Source organism: Pseudomonas sp. NPDC087814 (assembly GCF_044742865.1).
Classification (GTDB): Bacteria; Pseudomonadota; Gammaproteobacteria; order Pseudomonadales; family Pseudomonadaceae; genus Aquipseudomonas.
This window is the reverse complement of sequence record NZ_JBIUVK010000001.1, coordinates 221,593-237,400: the sequence shown is the minus strand read 5'-3', so window position 1 is coordinate 237,400 and position 15,808 is coordinate 221,593. Positions and strand designations below refer to the sequence as shown.

At 61.5% G+C, this 15,808-nt stretch carries 14 protein-coding genes; 8 read left to right on the top strand and 6 right to left on the bottom strand.

What is annotated here, in order from left to right; genetic code table 11:
* The first annotated feature begins 134 nt into the window (after nucleotides 1-134).
* Nucleotides 135-3,497 (top strand): membrane-targeted effector domain-containing toxin, encoded by a 3,363-nt coding sequence (locus tag ACIOMR_RS01095; RefSeq protein ID WP_401191723.1) that lies wholly within the window; start codon nucleotides 135-137, stop codon nucleotides 3,495-3,497.
* Nucleotides 3,498-3,544: 47 nt separating this feature from the next.
* Here ACIOMR_RS01095 and ACIOMR_RS01090 read toward each other — a convergent pair whose 3' ends face one another.
* The 5 genes from ACIOMR_RS01090 to ACIOMR_RS01070 are packed head-to-tail and all read right to left on the bottom strand — an operon-like array spanning nucleotide 3,545 to nucleotide 7,972.
* Entirely contained in the window at nucleotides 3,545-4,297 is a 753-nt protein-coding gene (locus ACIOMR_RS01090) for an ABC transporter permease (protein WP_172834573.1), read from the bottom strand.
* A 14-nt stretch (nucleotides 4,298-4,311) separates the two neighbouring features.
* Nucleotides 4,312-5,511: an ABC transporter substrate-binding protein gene (locus ACIOMR_RS01085; protein ID WP_010171568.1), complete on the bottom strand. Its 1,200-nt coding sequence runs from the start codon at nucleotides 5,509-5,511 to the stop codon at nucleotides 4,312-4,314.
* Complete coding sequence (locus ACIOMR_RS01080) at nucleotides 5,498-6,301, bottom strand: ABC transporter ATP-binding protein (protein WP_003207565.1); 804 nt, start codon at nucleotides 6,299-6,301, stop codon at nucleotides 5,498-5,500. The genes ACIOMR_RS01085 and ACIOMR_RS01080 overlap by 14 nt, the downstream gene beginning before the upstream one ends.
* A complete protein-coding gene (locus tag ACIOMR_RS01075) occupies nucleotides 6,298-7,359 on the bottom strand; it encodes an acyl-CoA dehydrogenase family protein (RefSeq protein WP_178966727.1) in 1,062 nt (353 codons plus the stop codon). Before ACIOMR_RS01075 ends, ACIOMR_RS01080 begins: the two co-directional genes overlap by 4 nt.
* A gap of 52 nt (nucleotides 7,360-7,411) precedes the next feature.
* A complete protein-coding gene (locus ACIOMR_RS01070) occupies nucleotides 7,412-7,972 on the bottom strand; it encodes a carboxymuconolactone decarboxylase family protein (RefSeq protein WP_003207562.1) in 561 nt (186 codons plus the stop codon).
* Between the two features lie 102 nt (nucleotides 7,973-8,074).
* Between ACIOMR_RS01070 and ACIOMR_RS01065 the strand changes: the two genes are divergently transcribed.
* Nucleotides 8,075-8,980, top strand: coding sequence for an AraC family transcriptional regulator (locus ACIOMR_RS01065; protein WP_102368899.1), 906 nt, complete (start codon nucleotides 8,075-8,077; stop codon nucleotides 8,978-8,980).
* Here ACIOMR_RS01065 and ACIOMR_RS01060 read toward each other — a convergent pair.
* Nucleotides 8,971-9,888, bottom strand: coding sequence for a LysR family transcriptional regulator (locus tag ACIOMR_RS01060; RefSeq protein ID WP_401191717.1), 918 nt, complete (start codon nucleotides 9,886-9,888; stop codon nucleotides 8,971-8,973). The genes ACIOMR_RS01065 and ACIOMR_RS01060 overlap by 10 nt on opposite strands.
* 118 nt (nucleotides 9,889-10,006) lie before the next feature.
* On the opposite strand from ACIOMR_RS01060, the gene ACIOMR_RS01055 reads away from it, so the two are divergent.
* The 6 genes from ACIOMR_RS01055 (at nucleotide 10,007) to ACIOMR_RS01030 (ending at nucleotide 15,804) form a co-directional block, all read left to right on the top strand.
* Nucleotides 10,007-11,002: an aldo/keto reductase gene (locus ACIOMR_RS01055; RefSeq protein ID WP_177044730.1), complete on the top strand. Its 996-nt coding sequence runs from the start codon at nucleotides 10,007-10,009 to the stop codon at nucleotides 11,000-11,002.
* A gap of 165 nt (nucleotides 11,003-11,167) precedes the next feature.
* Entirely contained in the window at nucleotides 11,168-13,162 is a 1,995-nt protein-coding gene (locus ACIOMR_RS01050) for a methyl-accepting chemotaxis protein (RefSeq protein ID WP_401191714.1), read from the top strand.
* Between the two features lie 81 nt (nucleotides 13,163-13,243).
* Nucleotides 13,244-13,699, top strand: coding sequence for an SRPBCC family protein (locus tag ACIOMR_RS01045; RefSeq protein WP_003207553.1), 456 nt, complete (start codon nucleotides 13,244-13,246; stop codon nucleotides 13,697-13,699).
* A gap of 154 nt (nucleotides 13,700-13,853) precedes the next feature.
* Complete coding sequence (locus ACIOMR_RS01040; RefSeq protein WP_003207550.1) at nucleotides 13,854-14,300, top strand: DUF411 domain-containing protein; 447 nt, start codon at nucleotides 13,854-13,856, stop codon at nucleotides 14,298-14,300.
* 3 nt (nucleotides 14,301-14,303) lie between these two features.
* Nucleotides 14,304-14,735, top strand: a complete 432-nt coding sequence (locus ACIOMR_RS01035; RefSeq protein WP_401191710.1) for a YqaA family protein — start codon at nucleotides 14,304-14,306, stop codon at nucleotides 14,733-14,735.
* A gap of 55 nt (nucleotides 14,736-14,790) precedes the next feature.
* Nucleotides 14,791-15,804, top strand: a complete 1,014-nt coding sequence (locus tag ACIOMR_RS01030; RefSeq protein ID WP_087692370.1) for an alpha/beta fold hydrolase — start codon at nucleotides 14,791-14,793, stop codon at nucleotides 15,802-15,804.
* Nucleotides 15,805-15,808: the final 4 nt, after the last annotated feature.

Below are 15,808 nucleotides of genomic sequence, written 5' to 3'. Positions count from 1 at the left end.
CTGCATACCCACCACCGTCCCCTCCTCCGATACCACTCCCCGATATACCGTCATACCCCGATGAAATATTGCAAAGCGCAACGGACATTCCGGACCCCGCGGCTGACACACCGCCCCCCAATGGCCCGAAAGCCTTGGAGACCGCGCTGGCTGACCGAAAAAACTGGCAGGCACTGGCGCAGCAGCTCACTCATGTCGCCACGTTGGCAGGACCGAACGCGCCGTTTCTGGTGGTGCGATCTGCGCTGGGAAGCACGCTGATGGACCTCGCGCCCAACTCTTCTTACCCCCCAAATAGTGCTAACGCCGTGAGTCTTGCAAACTTTCTCAAGGCTATGGGCCTGCCCGAGCCAACCACCCATGATGAGCTGATGACCCTGGCGCGCACATCGCTGACACGTTCCCACCCCCATCCATGGGGAAATCTGGGCGGCGCCTTGTCCTGGCCCCTGCCCTTGAGCACACCTCAGCAGAACGAACTGCTCACCGCCGCCAGAGAACATGCCGCTGGCGCTCCGGATGTTCAGCAAGCAAGCCAGCAGCGGGGGCTCCTGGAGTTTCTGAACGGTGACCTGCCGCTCTCCAGCGACGCCTCGAGCGATCCGGCCAAAACGCTGGAAGCCCTCATCCGTTCCCCCCGAGGCCAGGCGCTGGGAGAGGCCTTGCAGACCAACCTGGAGAGCATTCCGACTGATAGCAGTGTGAATGATCACGTACTGGCGGCCATCAACCTCGATCTGGATCAGGAATCCATCACCCAACCGCATCGCAACAAAGTGGCCGGATTCGACCTGTCACATAAACAATATTGGGGCAAACCCACCTCGGCGATCGTCGCCGGCCTGCGCGAGCACTTGAGTGATACCGGCAAAACCTCACCTGCCAACGCCTCGCTGGGTACGCATCTGCTGTTGATGCGGGCGGCGCCGCAGTTGCTGATCAAGGATATTCCCGACAGCGTGGTCTACGGCAGCCTGGCCTGGGCCAACCTGTGCATCGCGGCGGCCGCCATCGAAGCCAGGTCCCCTGGCAGCGTAGCGAACATGAGTTTTGCCGAAGTGATGATCGCCGCCGACTCAAGTGGGCCCGCGCCCGAAGCTGCCCAAACTGCGGCATTGTTGGACTGGGCCGTGGTCAATGGGGTGCTTGAGGCGAAAGACGACACGCTTTACGAAAAACCAGACATTGATACCGCCATGGACGCGTTCAACTATCAATTGGGCAAGCTGAAACACGCCTCCGGCTTGCTTGACACCCCGATGCCCAGCCGCAAGCAGATGGCGCTGGACCTGCTCAAGGAAAAATTTGGCGAAGGCGTCCCCTTTGAAGAGAAGGTGTTGCTCAAGCCCAACAAAACCGCCAACAAGACGATCTCCACTCGCGGCCCTTATTCCATGCTGGACCTGACCATGCAAGGCGAGAAAATAACGGCATCAGACTGGGAGCTCAAACCTGGAACGCATGGCGTCGATCTTGATGCCTTCGCCGCCTTTACCCATGGCCCCGGCTTTAAAGTCCCCGACACCTTTGACAAAGCCATTAGCCAGACCATAAGCGACTATAAAACCGTCAAGAAATATTCCATCTTGAATGCCCTCGCCAACCTTCCACCGGAGGACAAAGAAAACTTGCGGTTAGGAAAGCTGAACTTCTACAAAGAAAAATCCTACAGAGTCAGCTGGACACCATTCGCGGGAGAAACCCTCTTCCATACAAGCAAAAAAATACTGGTCACCACAAAACACCAGAACAAGCCGTCCACCTATGAGTTCGATACCGAAAAAGGCAGCATCAGGAAAGTCAGCAACGCAATTATCACTCGCCAGGACCAGAAGATCGCCAACGAAGTAACCCGAATAGAAGAGTTCTCCACCTTCGATGCCAAGCGCGACTATATAAAGCAAGAGAACCCGCTCGAGGGATCCAATCCCAACCTGTTCAGGAATTTCCGGGCGGAGTACCTTGCGGATTCAATCGTCGAGGGGCTCGATCTGGAAACCTTCAGGCAACAAGCGGCCGGAAGTACGCCGGATGAGCATAGAAGGACGGTCGCCAGCACCATCGGCAACTTTTTTCTCGACCTTGTTCCGCTCAGGTCGGCCATCGTCAACTTCAGTAATGGCAACTATAAAGATGGGTTCTCTGACCTGGCATTTGATGTGTTCGGCTTTCTCACGGCAGGTGCAGGCGTCGCCGCGAAGGTCGGAAAAACCCTGAGCACTGCCAGCAGCGCGGCCAGCAAAGCCCTCAAGCTGAGCAAGATTTTCGGGGTTACCGCACTCTCGGAACTCAATCCGCTGAGCGGACTTGGCGACCTGGTAGTCGGCGCGGGAAAACTCGCCATCGACGGCGCAAGCGCAGCCACCCAGGGTTTAAAAACACTCAAGGGCACTGCAAACAGTCGGGAGCTCGCCGCCGCCGGTAATCGATATGACGCAGCCGCTACCGGCTCATTCCAGATGGGCGAGCAGACGGTCGAGGGCAGCGCGGTGCAGATCAAGGGCAAGTGGTACGCTTTCGACGCACAAAAGCACCAGCCATACGGCAGCCCCCTGCAAGCGCTCAGTAGCGCTGATACGCTGGAGCCCTCCCCCAACGCCTATGCCTCTTCGAGCAAGAGCACTCACCGGTTTAACCCGATAAACACCGTCAACCGCCCACCTCCAATCAGGAAGCCGTTACCCGAGGGCCAATACGTGGAAAGTTTGAAAGGCAGGCTCGAATCATCCCATTTCAAATCCGACACACGCCAGGCAACGCTGGATAAGTTTCGGGTGGAAATGGAGGATTATTACGATGCGATAAAAGACGGAGGCCTTCCGCCGCGCCCTACAATCCCCGATGTTCCCGTACCGATCCCCGCAGCCGATCTGATCACAAAGGCATTGAAAGCATCAAACGGCGTGGTGTTTGGAGAGTCTCACTCGCAGATGGCCAGCTTTAAAATGCTGTTCGACAACGTCGATACGCTAAAAAACCAGGGTGTAAAAAAAGTCTACTTCGAAGGGTATATCGACTACATCGGTGGCCCCGTTGATGATGGAATCGGAATGCTCGGAAACAGCAACACTCGCCGCACGAATCCAACACTGGAGCAACTCAAGAAAAAATTTGAAGACAATGGAATAGAGCTTTTACCCCTCGATCACTATTACCTGACGCGACATAGACACGACAAATCCCGTGATCGCACCCGCACTGGCGTCAACTCTGAAAAGCGGCTCAAGGAGTTCAACTACTACGCTGCGGAAACCATCCAGGCAAACTCCGGCACCGAAAAGTGGGTCGCGTTAGTGGGAAGCGCGCACATGAACACCTCCGAAGGTGTTCCGGGCTTGGCGGAACTGACGGAAAGCATCGGCATCGGGGTTTTTGACAACCGGAACATGACCCACAGCAGCATCGGGCTTAAAGCAAAAAACCCTGCGCCAGACCCGAACCGGCCATTACAGCCCAACGATATTCCAGGCGACCTGCGCATCTACGTGAAACCCTGAGCACATCGCAAAGGCCCGGAAAGCCTCCGAGCCTTTGCATGAGGTGTTCACCCTCCATGCACCCAGCGCTGATGCAACCAGCGCGCAAACGCATCCAGGGCAAACCCCAACAAGCCGATCAGCAGCACCATCGCCATCAGCTCCGAGTAGGCCAGCCGGTCGCGAGTGTCGAGGATGTAATAACCCAGCCCGGCACTGACCCCGAGCATCTCGCACGGCACCAGCACGATCCACAGGATCCCGATGGCCAGGCGCACGCCGGTCAGCACGTGCCCCATCACCCCGGGAATAATCACCCGGCGCAAGGTTTCCCAGCGCGTGGCGCTCAGGCTCTTGCTCAGTTGCAACCAGCGCGGATCGAGCTGACGCACACCCGCCGCCGTATTCAGCAGAATCGGCCACACCGCTGCGAACGCCAGCAGGAAGTAGATCGGCTGGTCGCCCACGCCCATCAACATCACCACGATGGGCATCCACGACAGCGGCGAGATCATCCGCAGAAACTGGAACGCCGGCGTGGTCGCCGCCTCCAGCTTGCGCGAACTACCCACCAGCAAGCCCAGCGGTACACCAATCAGCAATGCCAGGAACAGCCCGACGAAGATCCGCTTGAGGCTCACGGCTATGTTCAGGTACAGCTCGCTGCGGCCCAGCAACTCCCACAGGCTGGCGAGGGTCGCCGACAGCGAAAACCGCGCAGACAAACCGTCCGCGCTGCCAAAGACCTTCACCCCCAGCCACCAGAGCAACAACAACCCCGCCAACCCGCTCAAGCCAAGCAACCAGCCCGGCAACCCCAAGGTTTTGCCGTTGTTCAAACGCCAATCTCCTCGTTTCGCTCAAAGCCCTCAGGCAAGCCGAAGGTCTTCATACCGCCCACCGCCGCGATTGCATTGCGCACGAAGCGGTCGTCCACCAGGTCCTTGGCGACAAACGCGGGGTCCAGGTCGGCGAGGAATTTCTTGTCGCCCTCGATCAGCGTGTCTTTCAGGCGGCGTACCAGCTCCTCGGTGTAGCTGGGGAATGGATACGGCTGGAAGTCGATGCGATGCTCATCCCAGTTGGCGTGCTGGATCGCGCCGTCAGCCAGGTAAGCCGCACGGTCGCTGGCAGCCGGCGCCAGGACTTTGCGCAGCACCGGTTCGGCATGCGGGGTGTAGCGGTTCTCGCCGTCCTTGGACAGCAGCTTCACCGCCTCTTCACGGTTGTCACGGGTCCAGACCTGGGCCTTGACGATCGCATTCACCACCTTCTGCGACCATTCCGGGCGGTTGGTCAGGTCGTGCTCGTGCATGAACACCACGCAGCACGCATGGTTGCGCCACACATCGCCGGTAAAGCGCTGTACACGGCCCACGTTGAGGTTTTCCGCCAGGGCGTTGAATGGCTCGGCGACGATGTAGCCGTCGATGCGCTTGCTGGCCAGGGCCGGCGGCATGTCCGAGGGCGGCAACACGATCAGGTTGACCTCGTTGGCGGCAATCGCACTGCCGGCGGCACGGGCCACCGGGGTCAGGCCGTTGTCGCGGAACAACTGCTGCACCACCACGTTGTGAATCGAGTACCAGAACGGAATCGCCACCGACTTGCCGCCCAGTTGCTTCACGTCGGTAATGCCCGGCGACACGGTCAAGCCCGAGCCACCCACATGGTTCCAGGCCACGACCTTGGCCGGGACCTTGCTGCCATACCGCGCCCATACGGTCATCGGCGACAGCAGGTGAATCACGTTGACCTGCCCGGAAATGAACGCCTCGATCACCTGCGCCCAACTGCGCAGCAGCACCGGGCGCTCGGCCTTGATGCCTTCGGCCTCGAACAGGCCATTGTTGTGGGCCACCAGCAACGGCGTGGCGTCGGTAATCGGCAAATAGCCGATGCGTACCGGTGCGTCCGGCTCACTGGCCGCCCGGGCCTGCAAGCTGCTCAGCAGTGGCAAGGCTCCGGCGGCACTGAGCACGGCCGAGAGTTTGAGAAAGTCACGGCGCGAGTGAGTGAGGTCATCCAGACACATGGCAAGGCTCCAGCAGTTCAGGGGGTTGGGGGTCAGTGCGGCTCGCCCGCCGTAGGGTTTTGAGAATTTCGATGCGCAGGGTGCCGATGGCTTCCACCTGTTCTTCCCGCGGTTGCGGCAAGTCGATGCGCCATTCGCCGAGGGTCCGCGCCGGGCGGTTACCCAGTAGCAGAATCCGGTCGGACAACAGCAGCGCTTCGTCGATATCGTGGGTGATCAGCACCGCCGCCGAACCTTGCTCGCGATTGACCTTGAGCAGCAGGTGCTGCATGTCGGCACGGGTCACTTCATCCAGGGCACCGAAGGGCTCGTCCAGCAGCAATACCTGCGGCTGGCGTGCCAGGCAACGCGCCAGCGCCGTGCGCTGGGCCATGCCGCCGGACAGCGCCGCCGGGAATTGCTGGCGGGCGTGTTCCAGGCCTACGGCGTGGATCGCATGGTCGACCCGGCTGCGACGTTCTTCAGGGCTGAGGTGCGGCTGGCGGGCAAAGTCCAGGCCGAAGGCGACGTTCTTTTCCAGGCTCAGCCACGGCAGCAGGCTGGGGTCCTGGAACGCCACCGCCACCCGCGGGTGCGGGCCATTCAACGGCTCGCCCAACAGGCGGATGCTGCCGCCCTGGGGCGCTTGCAAACCGGCGAGCACCCGCAGCAGGCTGGACTTGCCAACGCCGCTGGGGCCGAGGATCGACACCACTTCGCCGGGCTGCAATTGCAGGTCGAAACCTTCCAGCACCGAATTGCCCGCATAGCCCAGGCAAATTCCCTGGGCGTGCAATACCGCCTGGCTCATAGATTGGCCTGACGGTTCAACTCGGTGCGCAACTGCACCAGGCTCGGGGTCACGATCGGCACAAACGCCGACTCGCGCCAGCGCCGGGCAAAACCGCTGCCGTGGGCCGTCAGGTAGGCCTTGCCGCCGCTGGCTTGCAGCTCCAGTTGCACAGCGCTGGCAGCGATTTCCGCAAGGGCGATGCGCAGGCGGAACAACGGTACCGGCTCAGTGCCGAAGCGGCCGGCCAGCAGGCCTTTCTTCAGGTCGTTGACCGCCTGTTCCAAGGAGGTACGCAACACTTCCAGCTCTTCACGCAATACGGTGCGGCTGGAGCCCAGGTGATTGGCCACCTCCGCCAGCGAGCGCCGCGCCAGGCCGATGGACATGCCGCATTGCAAGCCCAGAAATGCCGGGCGCACGGCCGGCAGGAACTTGCGTGCATCCTCATGCAACAACCAGTCGCGGCTCAGCTCCACGGTTTCAAAGCCGAGGGCCGCGGTATTGCTCGATTGCAGGCCCAGCAGTTCCAGGTCGCGGGAACGTTGCAGGCCGGACACCGAGTCCGGGATCGCCAGGATAAACGGCGCGCCGCCCTGGGCATGCTCGATGGCGGCAGCCACCACAAACCCGTTCTTGCGCAGGTTGGTCACCCAGTGCAGGCGGCCATTGAGATTCCAGCCGTCGTCGGTCGGCTCGGCGCTGATTTGCAGCGACTCGATGCCAGACAAAAACTTCATCGCGTTGGACAGCCCGGTCGCCCCGGCCAGCTTGCCGCTCAGCAGGTCCGGCAGCAGTTGCTCGCGCAGGCGCTGGTTCGGGCTTTGCAGCAGGTATTCGATAAACGAGCGTTGGCCCCAGCACACAAACGCCGACGCCAGGGAATGGCTAGCTACGTCGGCGATAGCTTCCACCGCGCCGGTGACATCGCCGCCCAGGCCACCGAGGTCCTTGGGCACACCGATACGTAATACATTGGCCTCTGCCAGCCGTGGCAGCACTTCCTGCGGATCGCAACTGCCCACATCCAGGGCCTGCGCTTGAACATCGAGCCAGCGGCTCAAGATTGGGTCAAGCATTCATGTTTCTCCTTGTTGCAGCATGTTTACCATCGCGAACGCTTGCGCGCCTTCAGCTAGCCGGTTTTTCCCAACGGTATTGCGCCAGTTCCGGATTCAACGGGGTACGGGCAAACACGTTGGCGAAGTTGCACAGGGTGGCCAGGCTCACACCCAGAATAACCTCAAGGGCATGACCGTCGGTGTAGCCTGCCTCACGGAACGCGGTGTAGCCGGCGTCGCTGACATCACCGCGGGTGGCGATCACTTCACGGGTGAACGCTGCCAGTGTCTCATAACGCTCGTTGGGCAGTTCACCGCGCTGGCGCAGGGCGTCGATCACGTCTTCCGGCAGCTTGGCCTTGTTGCGCGCTACGGCAGTGTGCCCGGCGACGCAGAAATCGCAACCGTGATTGGTGGCGGCAATCAGTTGCACCACTTCGCGGTCGGCCAGGCTCAGGTCAGACTTGGCGTTCAGGCCCGACACGGTGATGTAGGTTTCCAGGGCTGCCGGGGCGTTGGCCAGCACCGCCAACAGATTGGGGATGAACCCGGAACCCTTCAGGGCATTTTCCAGAAAGGGCTTGGCCGCCTCAGGAGCGGTTTCCAGGGTTAGCATCGGTACGCGGGACATGGAGTGGTCTCCTCATGGATTCGTGTACCAAGTCTGTTGGTTATAAAAAATCCGCTCAATAGTCTAAAGTAGCGATTACTTGCTCTAGAGTCTTTCCGTTAGATGAATTCGTCCAGTTCACTCGTCGATTGGTTATTAGATAGCCTTGAACTCAACACCAGCCTGTTTCACGTCGGGCGTTACTGCGGCGACTGGCACGCCAGCACCCATGGCCTGGCAAGCGCGAGTTTTCATCTGGTGGTGCAAGGGCAGTGCTGGATGCACATCGACGGCGACTCGACCCCTTACCCATTGAACAACGGCGATGCAGTCTTCCTGCTGCGGGACCTGGCGTACCGCTTGTCCAGCGATGGCACCGCCACCGGCGCCCAGGAATGCCCGCGCAAGCCAATGGTGCCGCTGGACAGCCAGGCCAGTGACGGCGTGGGACTGGTATGCGGGTTCTTTCACTTCCAGTCCGGGCTGTCGGCGATGATTGTCGACACCCTGCCCGCCTGGATCATCCTGCGGGCCGGTGATCCATCGCTGACCGCCGCGCGCAACCTGTTCGAATTGATCCTGCAGGAATGCGAGCGCACGCCGGCGCCCTCGCCCGCCCTGCTGGAGCGCCTGTGCCACCTGCTGTTCCTGTATGTGCTGCGCCAGCAAGTGCTGGACAACACCGACCTCGGCGGCCTGGCGGCGCTGGCTCGGCAACCGGCATTTGCCAACCTGCTGGAGCAGTTGATCGCACGCCCGGCCGAGCCCTGGACCCTGGAAAGCATGGCGGCCTGCACCGGCCTGTCGCGCTCGGCGTTCTTCAAGCGCTTCAATGAACTGTGCGGGCAGTCGCCGGGGCAAGTGCTGCTGATGATGCGTGTGCGCCACGCCTGCCAGCTGTTCAAGCAGGACCAGACCGTAGCGGACGTGTCCCTCGCCGTGGGTTATCAATCGGTGGCAGCATTTACCCGGGCCTTCCATAAGGTCACCGGCTTCCAGCCCGGCGCCTACCGCAAGGCTCAAGGTTGACGCTGCAACCCATTGCCCGGCCGGGCGCAAAGCTCCACCAGCCAATCGACAAACACCCGCACCCGTTGCGACAGCTGGCGATGCGGCGGGTACAGCGCCGTCAGCGGTAACCTGGGCGGCGGCTGATACGCCAGCACCTCCACCAGCGTGCCCGCTTCCAACTGGCGAACGGCGTGGTAGTACGGCGTTTGTACCAGGCCGTAACCCGCCTCACAGGCCGCCAGGTAACCATCGGCACTGTTGACCGCCACTTGCTTGGGCAGGTCGACCAAGCGGATGTCGCTGCCGATCTGAAACTCCAGGCCATAGCGTTTGCCGCTGGTGCTGGAGAAATACTCCACCACTTGATGGCCGGCCAACTCATCCAGCGTCGATGGCACGCCGAACCGCTGCAAGTAGCCGGGGCTGGCGCAGGTCACCTGATCCATCATCGCCAGCGGCCGGGCCACCAGCGACTCGTCCAGCGCCAGGCCGCCGCGCAACACGCAATCCACGCCTTCGCGGATCAGGTCCACCGGGCGGTCATTGAGGCCGATTTCCAGATCGATCTGCGGGTAACGCGTGGTGAACTCGGGCATTGCCGGAATTACCAGGAAGCGCCCGATCCCCGACGGCATATCAATGCGCAACGTGCCGCGCGGGTTGCGCCGGCTGGTGGAGAACACCGCCTCGGTTTCCTCAAGGTCCGCCAACAGGCTCACGCAACGCTGGTAGTAAGCGGCGCCGTCCAGGGTCGGGCTGACCTGGCGCGTGGTGCGCTGCAACAGTTGCACCCCAAGGTGCGCCTCCAGTTGCTTGATCAGGATGGTCACCGAGGCACGCGGCAGTTGCAGGCTGTCGGCCGCCCTGGCAAAGCCGCCCAACTCGACAATCCGCACAAACACGCGCATGGCGTTAAAACGGTCCACTGGCTGGTTTCCTTCAGGGATTATTTAGAATTTCATAATAGTGATAGTGGTTTTAGCCGGTTTATCCCGCTTTTGTCGAGGGCAACAATGGAGCCCTTCCCACACAGGAGCTGGACCCATGCACACACGTCAACTCGGCAAAAACGGCCCTCAGGTTTCCGCCATCGGCCTCGGCTGCATGGGCATGACCGATTTCTACACCACCGGCACCGACACCACTGAAGCCATATACACCCTGCACCGCGCCCTGGAACTGGGGATCAACCTGCTCGACACCGCCGACATGTATGGCCCCCACACCAACGAAGCGCTGATCGGCAAGGCCATCGCCGGCAAGCGCGACCAGGTGTTCCTCGCCAGCAAGTTCGGCATCGTGCGCGACCCGGCGAACCCGGCACTGCGTGGCGTCAACGGCCGCCCGGAATACATTCGCGAGGCCATCGACGGCACCTTGAAGCGCCTGGGCGTGGAAACCCTGGACCTGTATTACCAGCACCGCATCGACCCCGAAGTGGCGATTGAAGAAACCGTTGGCGCCATGGCCGAACTGGTCAAGCAAGGCAAGGTGCGTTATCTGGGCTTGAGTGAAGCGTCGGCGGCTACCCTGGAGCGCGCTCACAAGGTGCATCCCATCAGCGCCCTGCAAAGCGAATATTCGTTATGGAGCCGCGACCAGGAAGACAACGGTTGCCTCGCGGCCTGCCAACGCCTGGGAATCGCATTTGTGCCCTACAGCCCACTGGGCCGCGGCTTCCTGACCGGCGCGCTGAAAAGCCCGGATGACTTTGCGGCGGATGACTATCGCCGGTTCAGCCCGCGTTTCCAGGGTGAAAACTTTGCGAAGAACCTGCTGCTGGTGAAACAGGTACAAGCCCTGGCTGCCGACAAGGGCGTGACCGCCGGGCAACTGGCGTTGGCCTGGGTGCTGGCGCAAGGGGATTACCTGATCCCGATCCCGGGGACCAAGCAACGCAAATACCTGGAAGAGAACGTCGCGGCATTGGAGGTCAAGCTGAGCCCGACCGAGTTGGCGGCGCTGGAGGCCATCTTCCCGGCCAACGCCACAGCCGGGCTGCGCTACCCGGAAGCGGTCATGCAGATGCTGGACAAATAATCCTGCCACGCCGGATCGGGGCTGGCTCGCCAGCTCCGCTCCTTGAATCCCTGCCCTGGGTTTTCTTGCACGATAGTGCCTCAAGCTCGCCCGTCCCAAGCCGATAGCCCTTCGAAGCTCTAACAAAGCCGCGTCGCACAATAAACGCTTCGTAAGGACGACCCCATGCCCTCATTGCGCTCTATCCAAGCCCGCTACACCCTGTTCCTGGTGCTGTTCGTCCTGTTGTTATTCGTCTTGACGGTGGTGGGCATCGGGCAGTTGGTGGCCCCCAAGCTGCGCCACACCGAAGAACAGGTGGCCCTCAATCGCATTGCCGAAGTGGCCGAGCAGATCCAGGGCGAACTGAACAAGGTTCAGGCCCAGCAACGCAGCATCACCCAAACCATCCCGCTGCTGGACAGCGACGCCATCGACAAGGTGCTGCCAGGCCTGGTGGACCAGTACGGCGAATTGAAAGTGTTTGGCGGCGGCATCTGGCCCCTGCCCAACCAGCGCACGCCGGGGCGCAACAAGCACAGCACCTTCTGGCACCGCGATGCCTCGGGCAAGCTGGCGGTGAACACCTTCTGGAACAGCGACGCGGCCCCCAACTACTACGACCAGAGCTGGTACAAGGGCGGCCTCGCTTCGCCCCGCGGCCAGTGCGCCTGGGCGGCGGCCTACAAGGATGACGCCAGCCAGGAGCCACGCACCAACTGCGCGATGGCGATCCAGCGTGACGGCGCAGCCTATGGCGTCGCCACCATCGACGTGACCCTGGGCTTCTTCAACGACCTGGTGGCCAGCAAGGAAAAAGACCTCGGCGGGCAAATGCTGATCGTCGAAGGCGACGGCAAGATCATCAGCAACAGCACGCGCATCAGCGGCCCCGTGGTGTTGAAGAACATCAGCGATTTGGCCGGCACCTCGGCCTTTGCCGCCCAGGTCAGCGCCGGCCTGGCTCATCGTGATCAAACCCTGCAACGCAGCGAGTTCGACAACCAGGGCGTGGCCAGCACGTTCTTCATGCGCCCGATCGAGGGCACGCCGTGGTTCCTCGCTACTGCGCTGCCGACCTCGCTGATCACCGCCCAACGTGATGACGTACTGGGCACATTGGCGATGCTGCAAATCCCGATGATCCTGCTGTTGGTGCTGTTGGCGGTGTACGCCATCCGCCAGCTGGTGCACCGGATGACCGCGCTGAAGACCAATATCGACGCACTGTCCAACGGCGATGCCGACCTGACCCGGCGCATCACCATTCGCGCCGAGGATGAACTGGGGGCGATTGGCCATTCGGTGAACCGCTTTATCGTCTACCTGCAAAACATGATTGGAGAAGTGACCCTGGCCACCGGCGCCATGTCGTCGAGCCTGGCGCAATTGCAGCAGACGTCGGCCCAGACCAACCAGATCCTGGTCCGCCATGCCTCGGAAACCGACCAGACCGTCACGGCCATCACCGAGATGAGTTCCACCGCCGACACCGTGGCCGAGAACGCCGCCGAAACGGCTGCGTTCACCCAGCGCGCCAACGAGCACGCCGACCGTTCGCGGGTGGTGGTCGGGGAAGCTTCCCGCAGCGTCAGCGCGTTGATCGGCGAGGTCTCCAGCGCCACCCACACCGTGGAAAACATGCGCCAGGATGCCGCCCGCATCACCGAAACCCTCGGCGTGATCGGCGCCATCGCCGGCCAGACCAACCTGCTGGCACTCAACGCGGCCATCGAAGCCGCCCGGGCCGGCGAACAAGGCCGGGGTTTTGCGGTGGTGGCCGACGAAGTCCGCGCCCTCGCCGCCCGCACCCAGGCCAGCACCTCGCAGATCAATGAGATGCTGGCGCGCCTGACCACGGGCGTGAGTTCCTCGGTGACGGCCATGGAAGCCACCCAGGCCAGCTGCCAGTCTGCGGCTGACGCCACGGCCCGGGTGAACACAGGATTGGACGAGATGGCCGGCTCCGTCAGCCATATCAACAACCTCAGCACTCAGATCGCCACCGCCGCCGAACAGCAAAGCGCGGTGACCGAGGAAATCAACCGCAGCATGGTGCACATTCGCCACATGGTCGAAGAGCTGGTGCAAAGCGGCCACGCCACGGAGCACAACACCCAGAGCCTGCTGGATGCCAATGGCCGGGTTATTGCATTGATGGGTCGCTTCAAGGTGCGTTGAAAAAATAGCCTGAAAGCTCCCGTGCAATGCGCGGGAGCCGGACTATTCTGACAGTTCGCTCCGCCACACAGGAGGTGTGTCATGCACGCAGTTGAGCACCCGATCCGTCTGGAGCGGATCAGTCAGGAACGCTATATACAAGCCTCTATCGACGATGTTTACGACTACGTTACCCAACCGGATCGCTGGCATGAATGGCATCCGACATCCCTGGGCGCCGACACCGGTATCGCCGGCTCATTGCCTGCCGGTCATCGTTTCACTGAAACCATCGACCTGCTGGGTGTGCGGGTTCCCATGAGCTATCGCGTGCAGATTGCGCAGCGACCGCGGGAGTTCAAGACCGCGTTCACCTCATTGGCGGTCGATGGCTGTATTCATTATCTGCTGCAAGTACAGGGCAACGGCACGCTGTTCAAGCGCATCCTGACCTATGAAACCGAACTGCAACTGACCACCCTGCATGAGCGCATGATCGCACTGTCCAACCAGGCCCTTGATCAGCTCAAGCAGCGCCTGGAATCCCCGCCAGCCTGACAAAACCGTCATATCCCTCTCAGTTTTCCGACAGCACCAGGCGGTTATTCTGGTGCTGTCGGTTTTTCGTAAAACCTCGTAACAATCCCGGGAAACCCTTTTCCAAAAAGCAGGGAGAATGCCCCGCTGTTGCCCTTTATCCGATGAGATGACGATGAAAACCACCCTGCGACTGGCCGCACTGTCGGCCCTGCTCATGAGCACCCTGGCCCAGGCTGCCGAGCTGATCCCGATTGACGTGCACCGTGATGCCAACTGCGGTTGCTGCAAAAAGTGGATTGCCCACCTGGAGAGCAACGGGTTCAAGGTCAACGACCATGTGGAAAGCAACATGAGCGAGGTCAAGCAGCGCCTGGGCGTGGCGCCACGCCTGGCGTCTTGCCATACCGGCGTGATCGACGGCAAGTTCGTCGAAGGCCATGTGCCAGCCGACCAGGTCTTGGCCCTGCGCAAGCGCGACGACTTGCTGGGCATTGCGGCGCCAGGCATGCCCATGGGCTCGCCTGGCATGGAGATGGACGGCAGCAGCGATGCCTATCAGGTCATCGGCCTGACTCGCGATGGCAAAGACGTGGTAGTGGCTGACTATCCGGCACGCTGATTGATGCTTGCCGGTTACCTGGGACTGTTTTTCGCCGCCTTCGGCGCCGCCACGCTGTTGCCGATGCAATCGGAGGCGGTGCTGGTGGGACTGTTGATCAGCGGGCATTACAGCCTGTGGCTGCTGCTCGGGGTTGCAACGGCCGGCAACGTATTGGGCTCGGTGGTGAACTGGCTGCTGGGCCGCTCGGTCGAGCGCTTCAAGGATCGACGCTGGTTTCCGGTCAGCCCCAGGCACCTGGAAAAGACCCGTACCCACTACCAGCGCTGGGGCCATTGGTCGTTGCTGCTCAGTTGGGTGCCGATCATTGGTGACCCGCTGACCCTGGTGGCCGGGGTCATGCGCGAACCGTTCTGGCGGTTCCTGGTGCTGGTGACCCTTGCAAAAGGGGCGCGCTACGGGGTACTGGCCATGCTCACCCTGCACTGGATTTAATCTCCCGTTAATCCCCTCGCCACAGCATCCGGGCACTGTTCCCGGAGCTCTAACCATGTCCAAGATCCGCTCTCTGTGCGTCGCCAGCCTGTTGCTCGGCAGCGCCCTGCCCGCCTTCGCCGCCGAAGAAGGTCCGACCTACGGCCCCGAGCTGCAAGGCTTCCAATACCCGTACCCGGTAGAGCACTTCACCTTCCAGTCCCAGGGCAAATCCCTGCAGATGGGCTACATGGACGTGCCGGCCAAGGGCAAGGCCAACGGGCGCAGCATCGTGCTGATGCACGGCAAGAACTTCTGCGGCGCCACCTGGGATGAATCGATCAAGGCCCTGAGCGACGCCGGCTACCGGGTGATCGCTCCCGACCAGATCGGTTTCTGCACCTCCAGCAAACCGGACAATTACCAGTACAGCTTCCAGCAACTGGCGATCAACACCCATCAACTCCTGGAAAAACTCGGTATTCAGAAGGCTACCCTGCTCGGCCACTCCACCGGCGGCATGCTTGCCACACGCTACGCCCTGCTCTATCCGCAGCAAACCGAACAACTTGCACTGGTAAACCCTATTGGCCTGGAAGACTGGAAGGCCATCGGCGTGCCCTACCGCAGCGTTGACCAATGGTACGAGCGCGAGTTGAAACTGACCGCCGAAGGCATCCGCAAATACGAGCTCGACACCTACTACGTCGGCCGCTGGAAGCCTGAATACGACCGCTGGGTCGATATGCTCGCCGGCATGAACAAAGGCCCCGGCCACACCCAGGTGGCGTGGAACTCGGCGCTGATTTACGACATGATCTTCACCCAGCCGGTGTACTACGAGTTCAAGGACCTGCAGATGCCCACCCTGCTGCTGATCGGCACCTCCGACAACACCGCCATTGGCAAGGACCTGGCGCCACCGGCGGTCAAGGCGAAGCTCGGCAACTACGCGGTGCTGGGCAAGCAAGTGGCCAAGCTGATTCCCCACGCCACCCTGGTGGAATTCCCGGGCCTGGGCCATGCACCGCAAATGGAAGAGCCGGCACAGTTTCACAAGGCACTGTTGCAAGGGCTGAACGCCCTTTAATCCA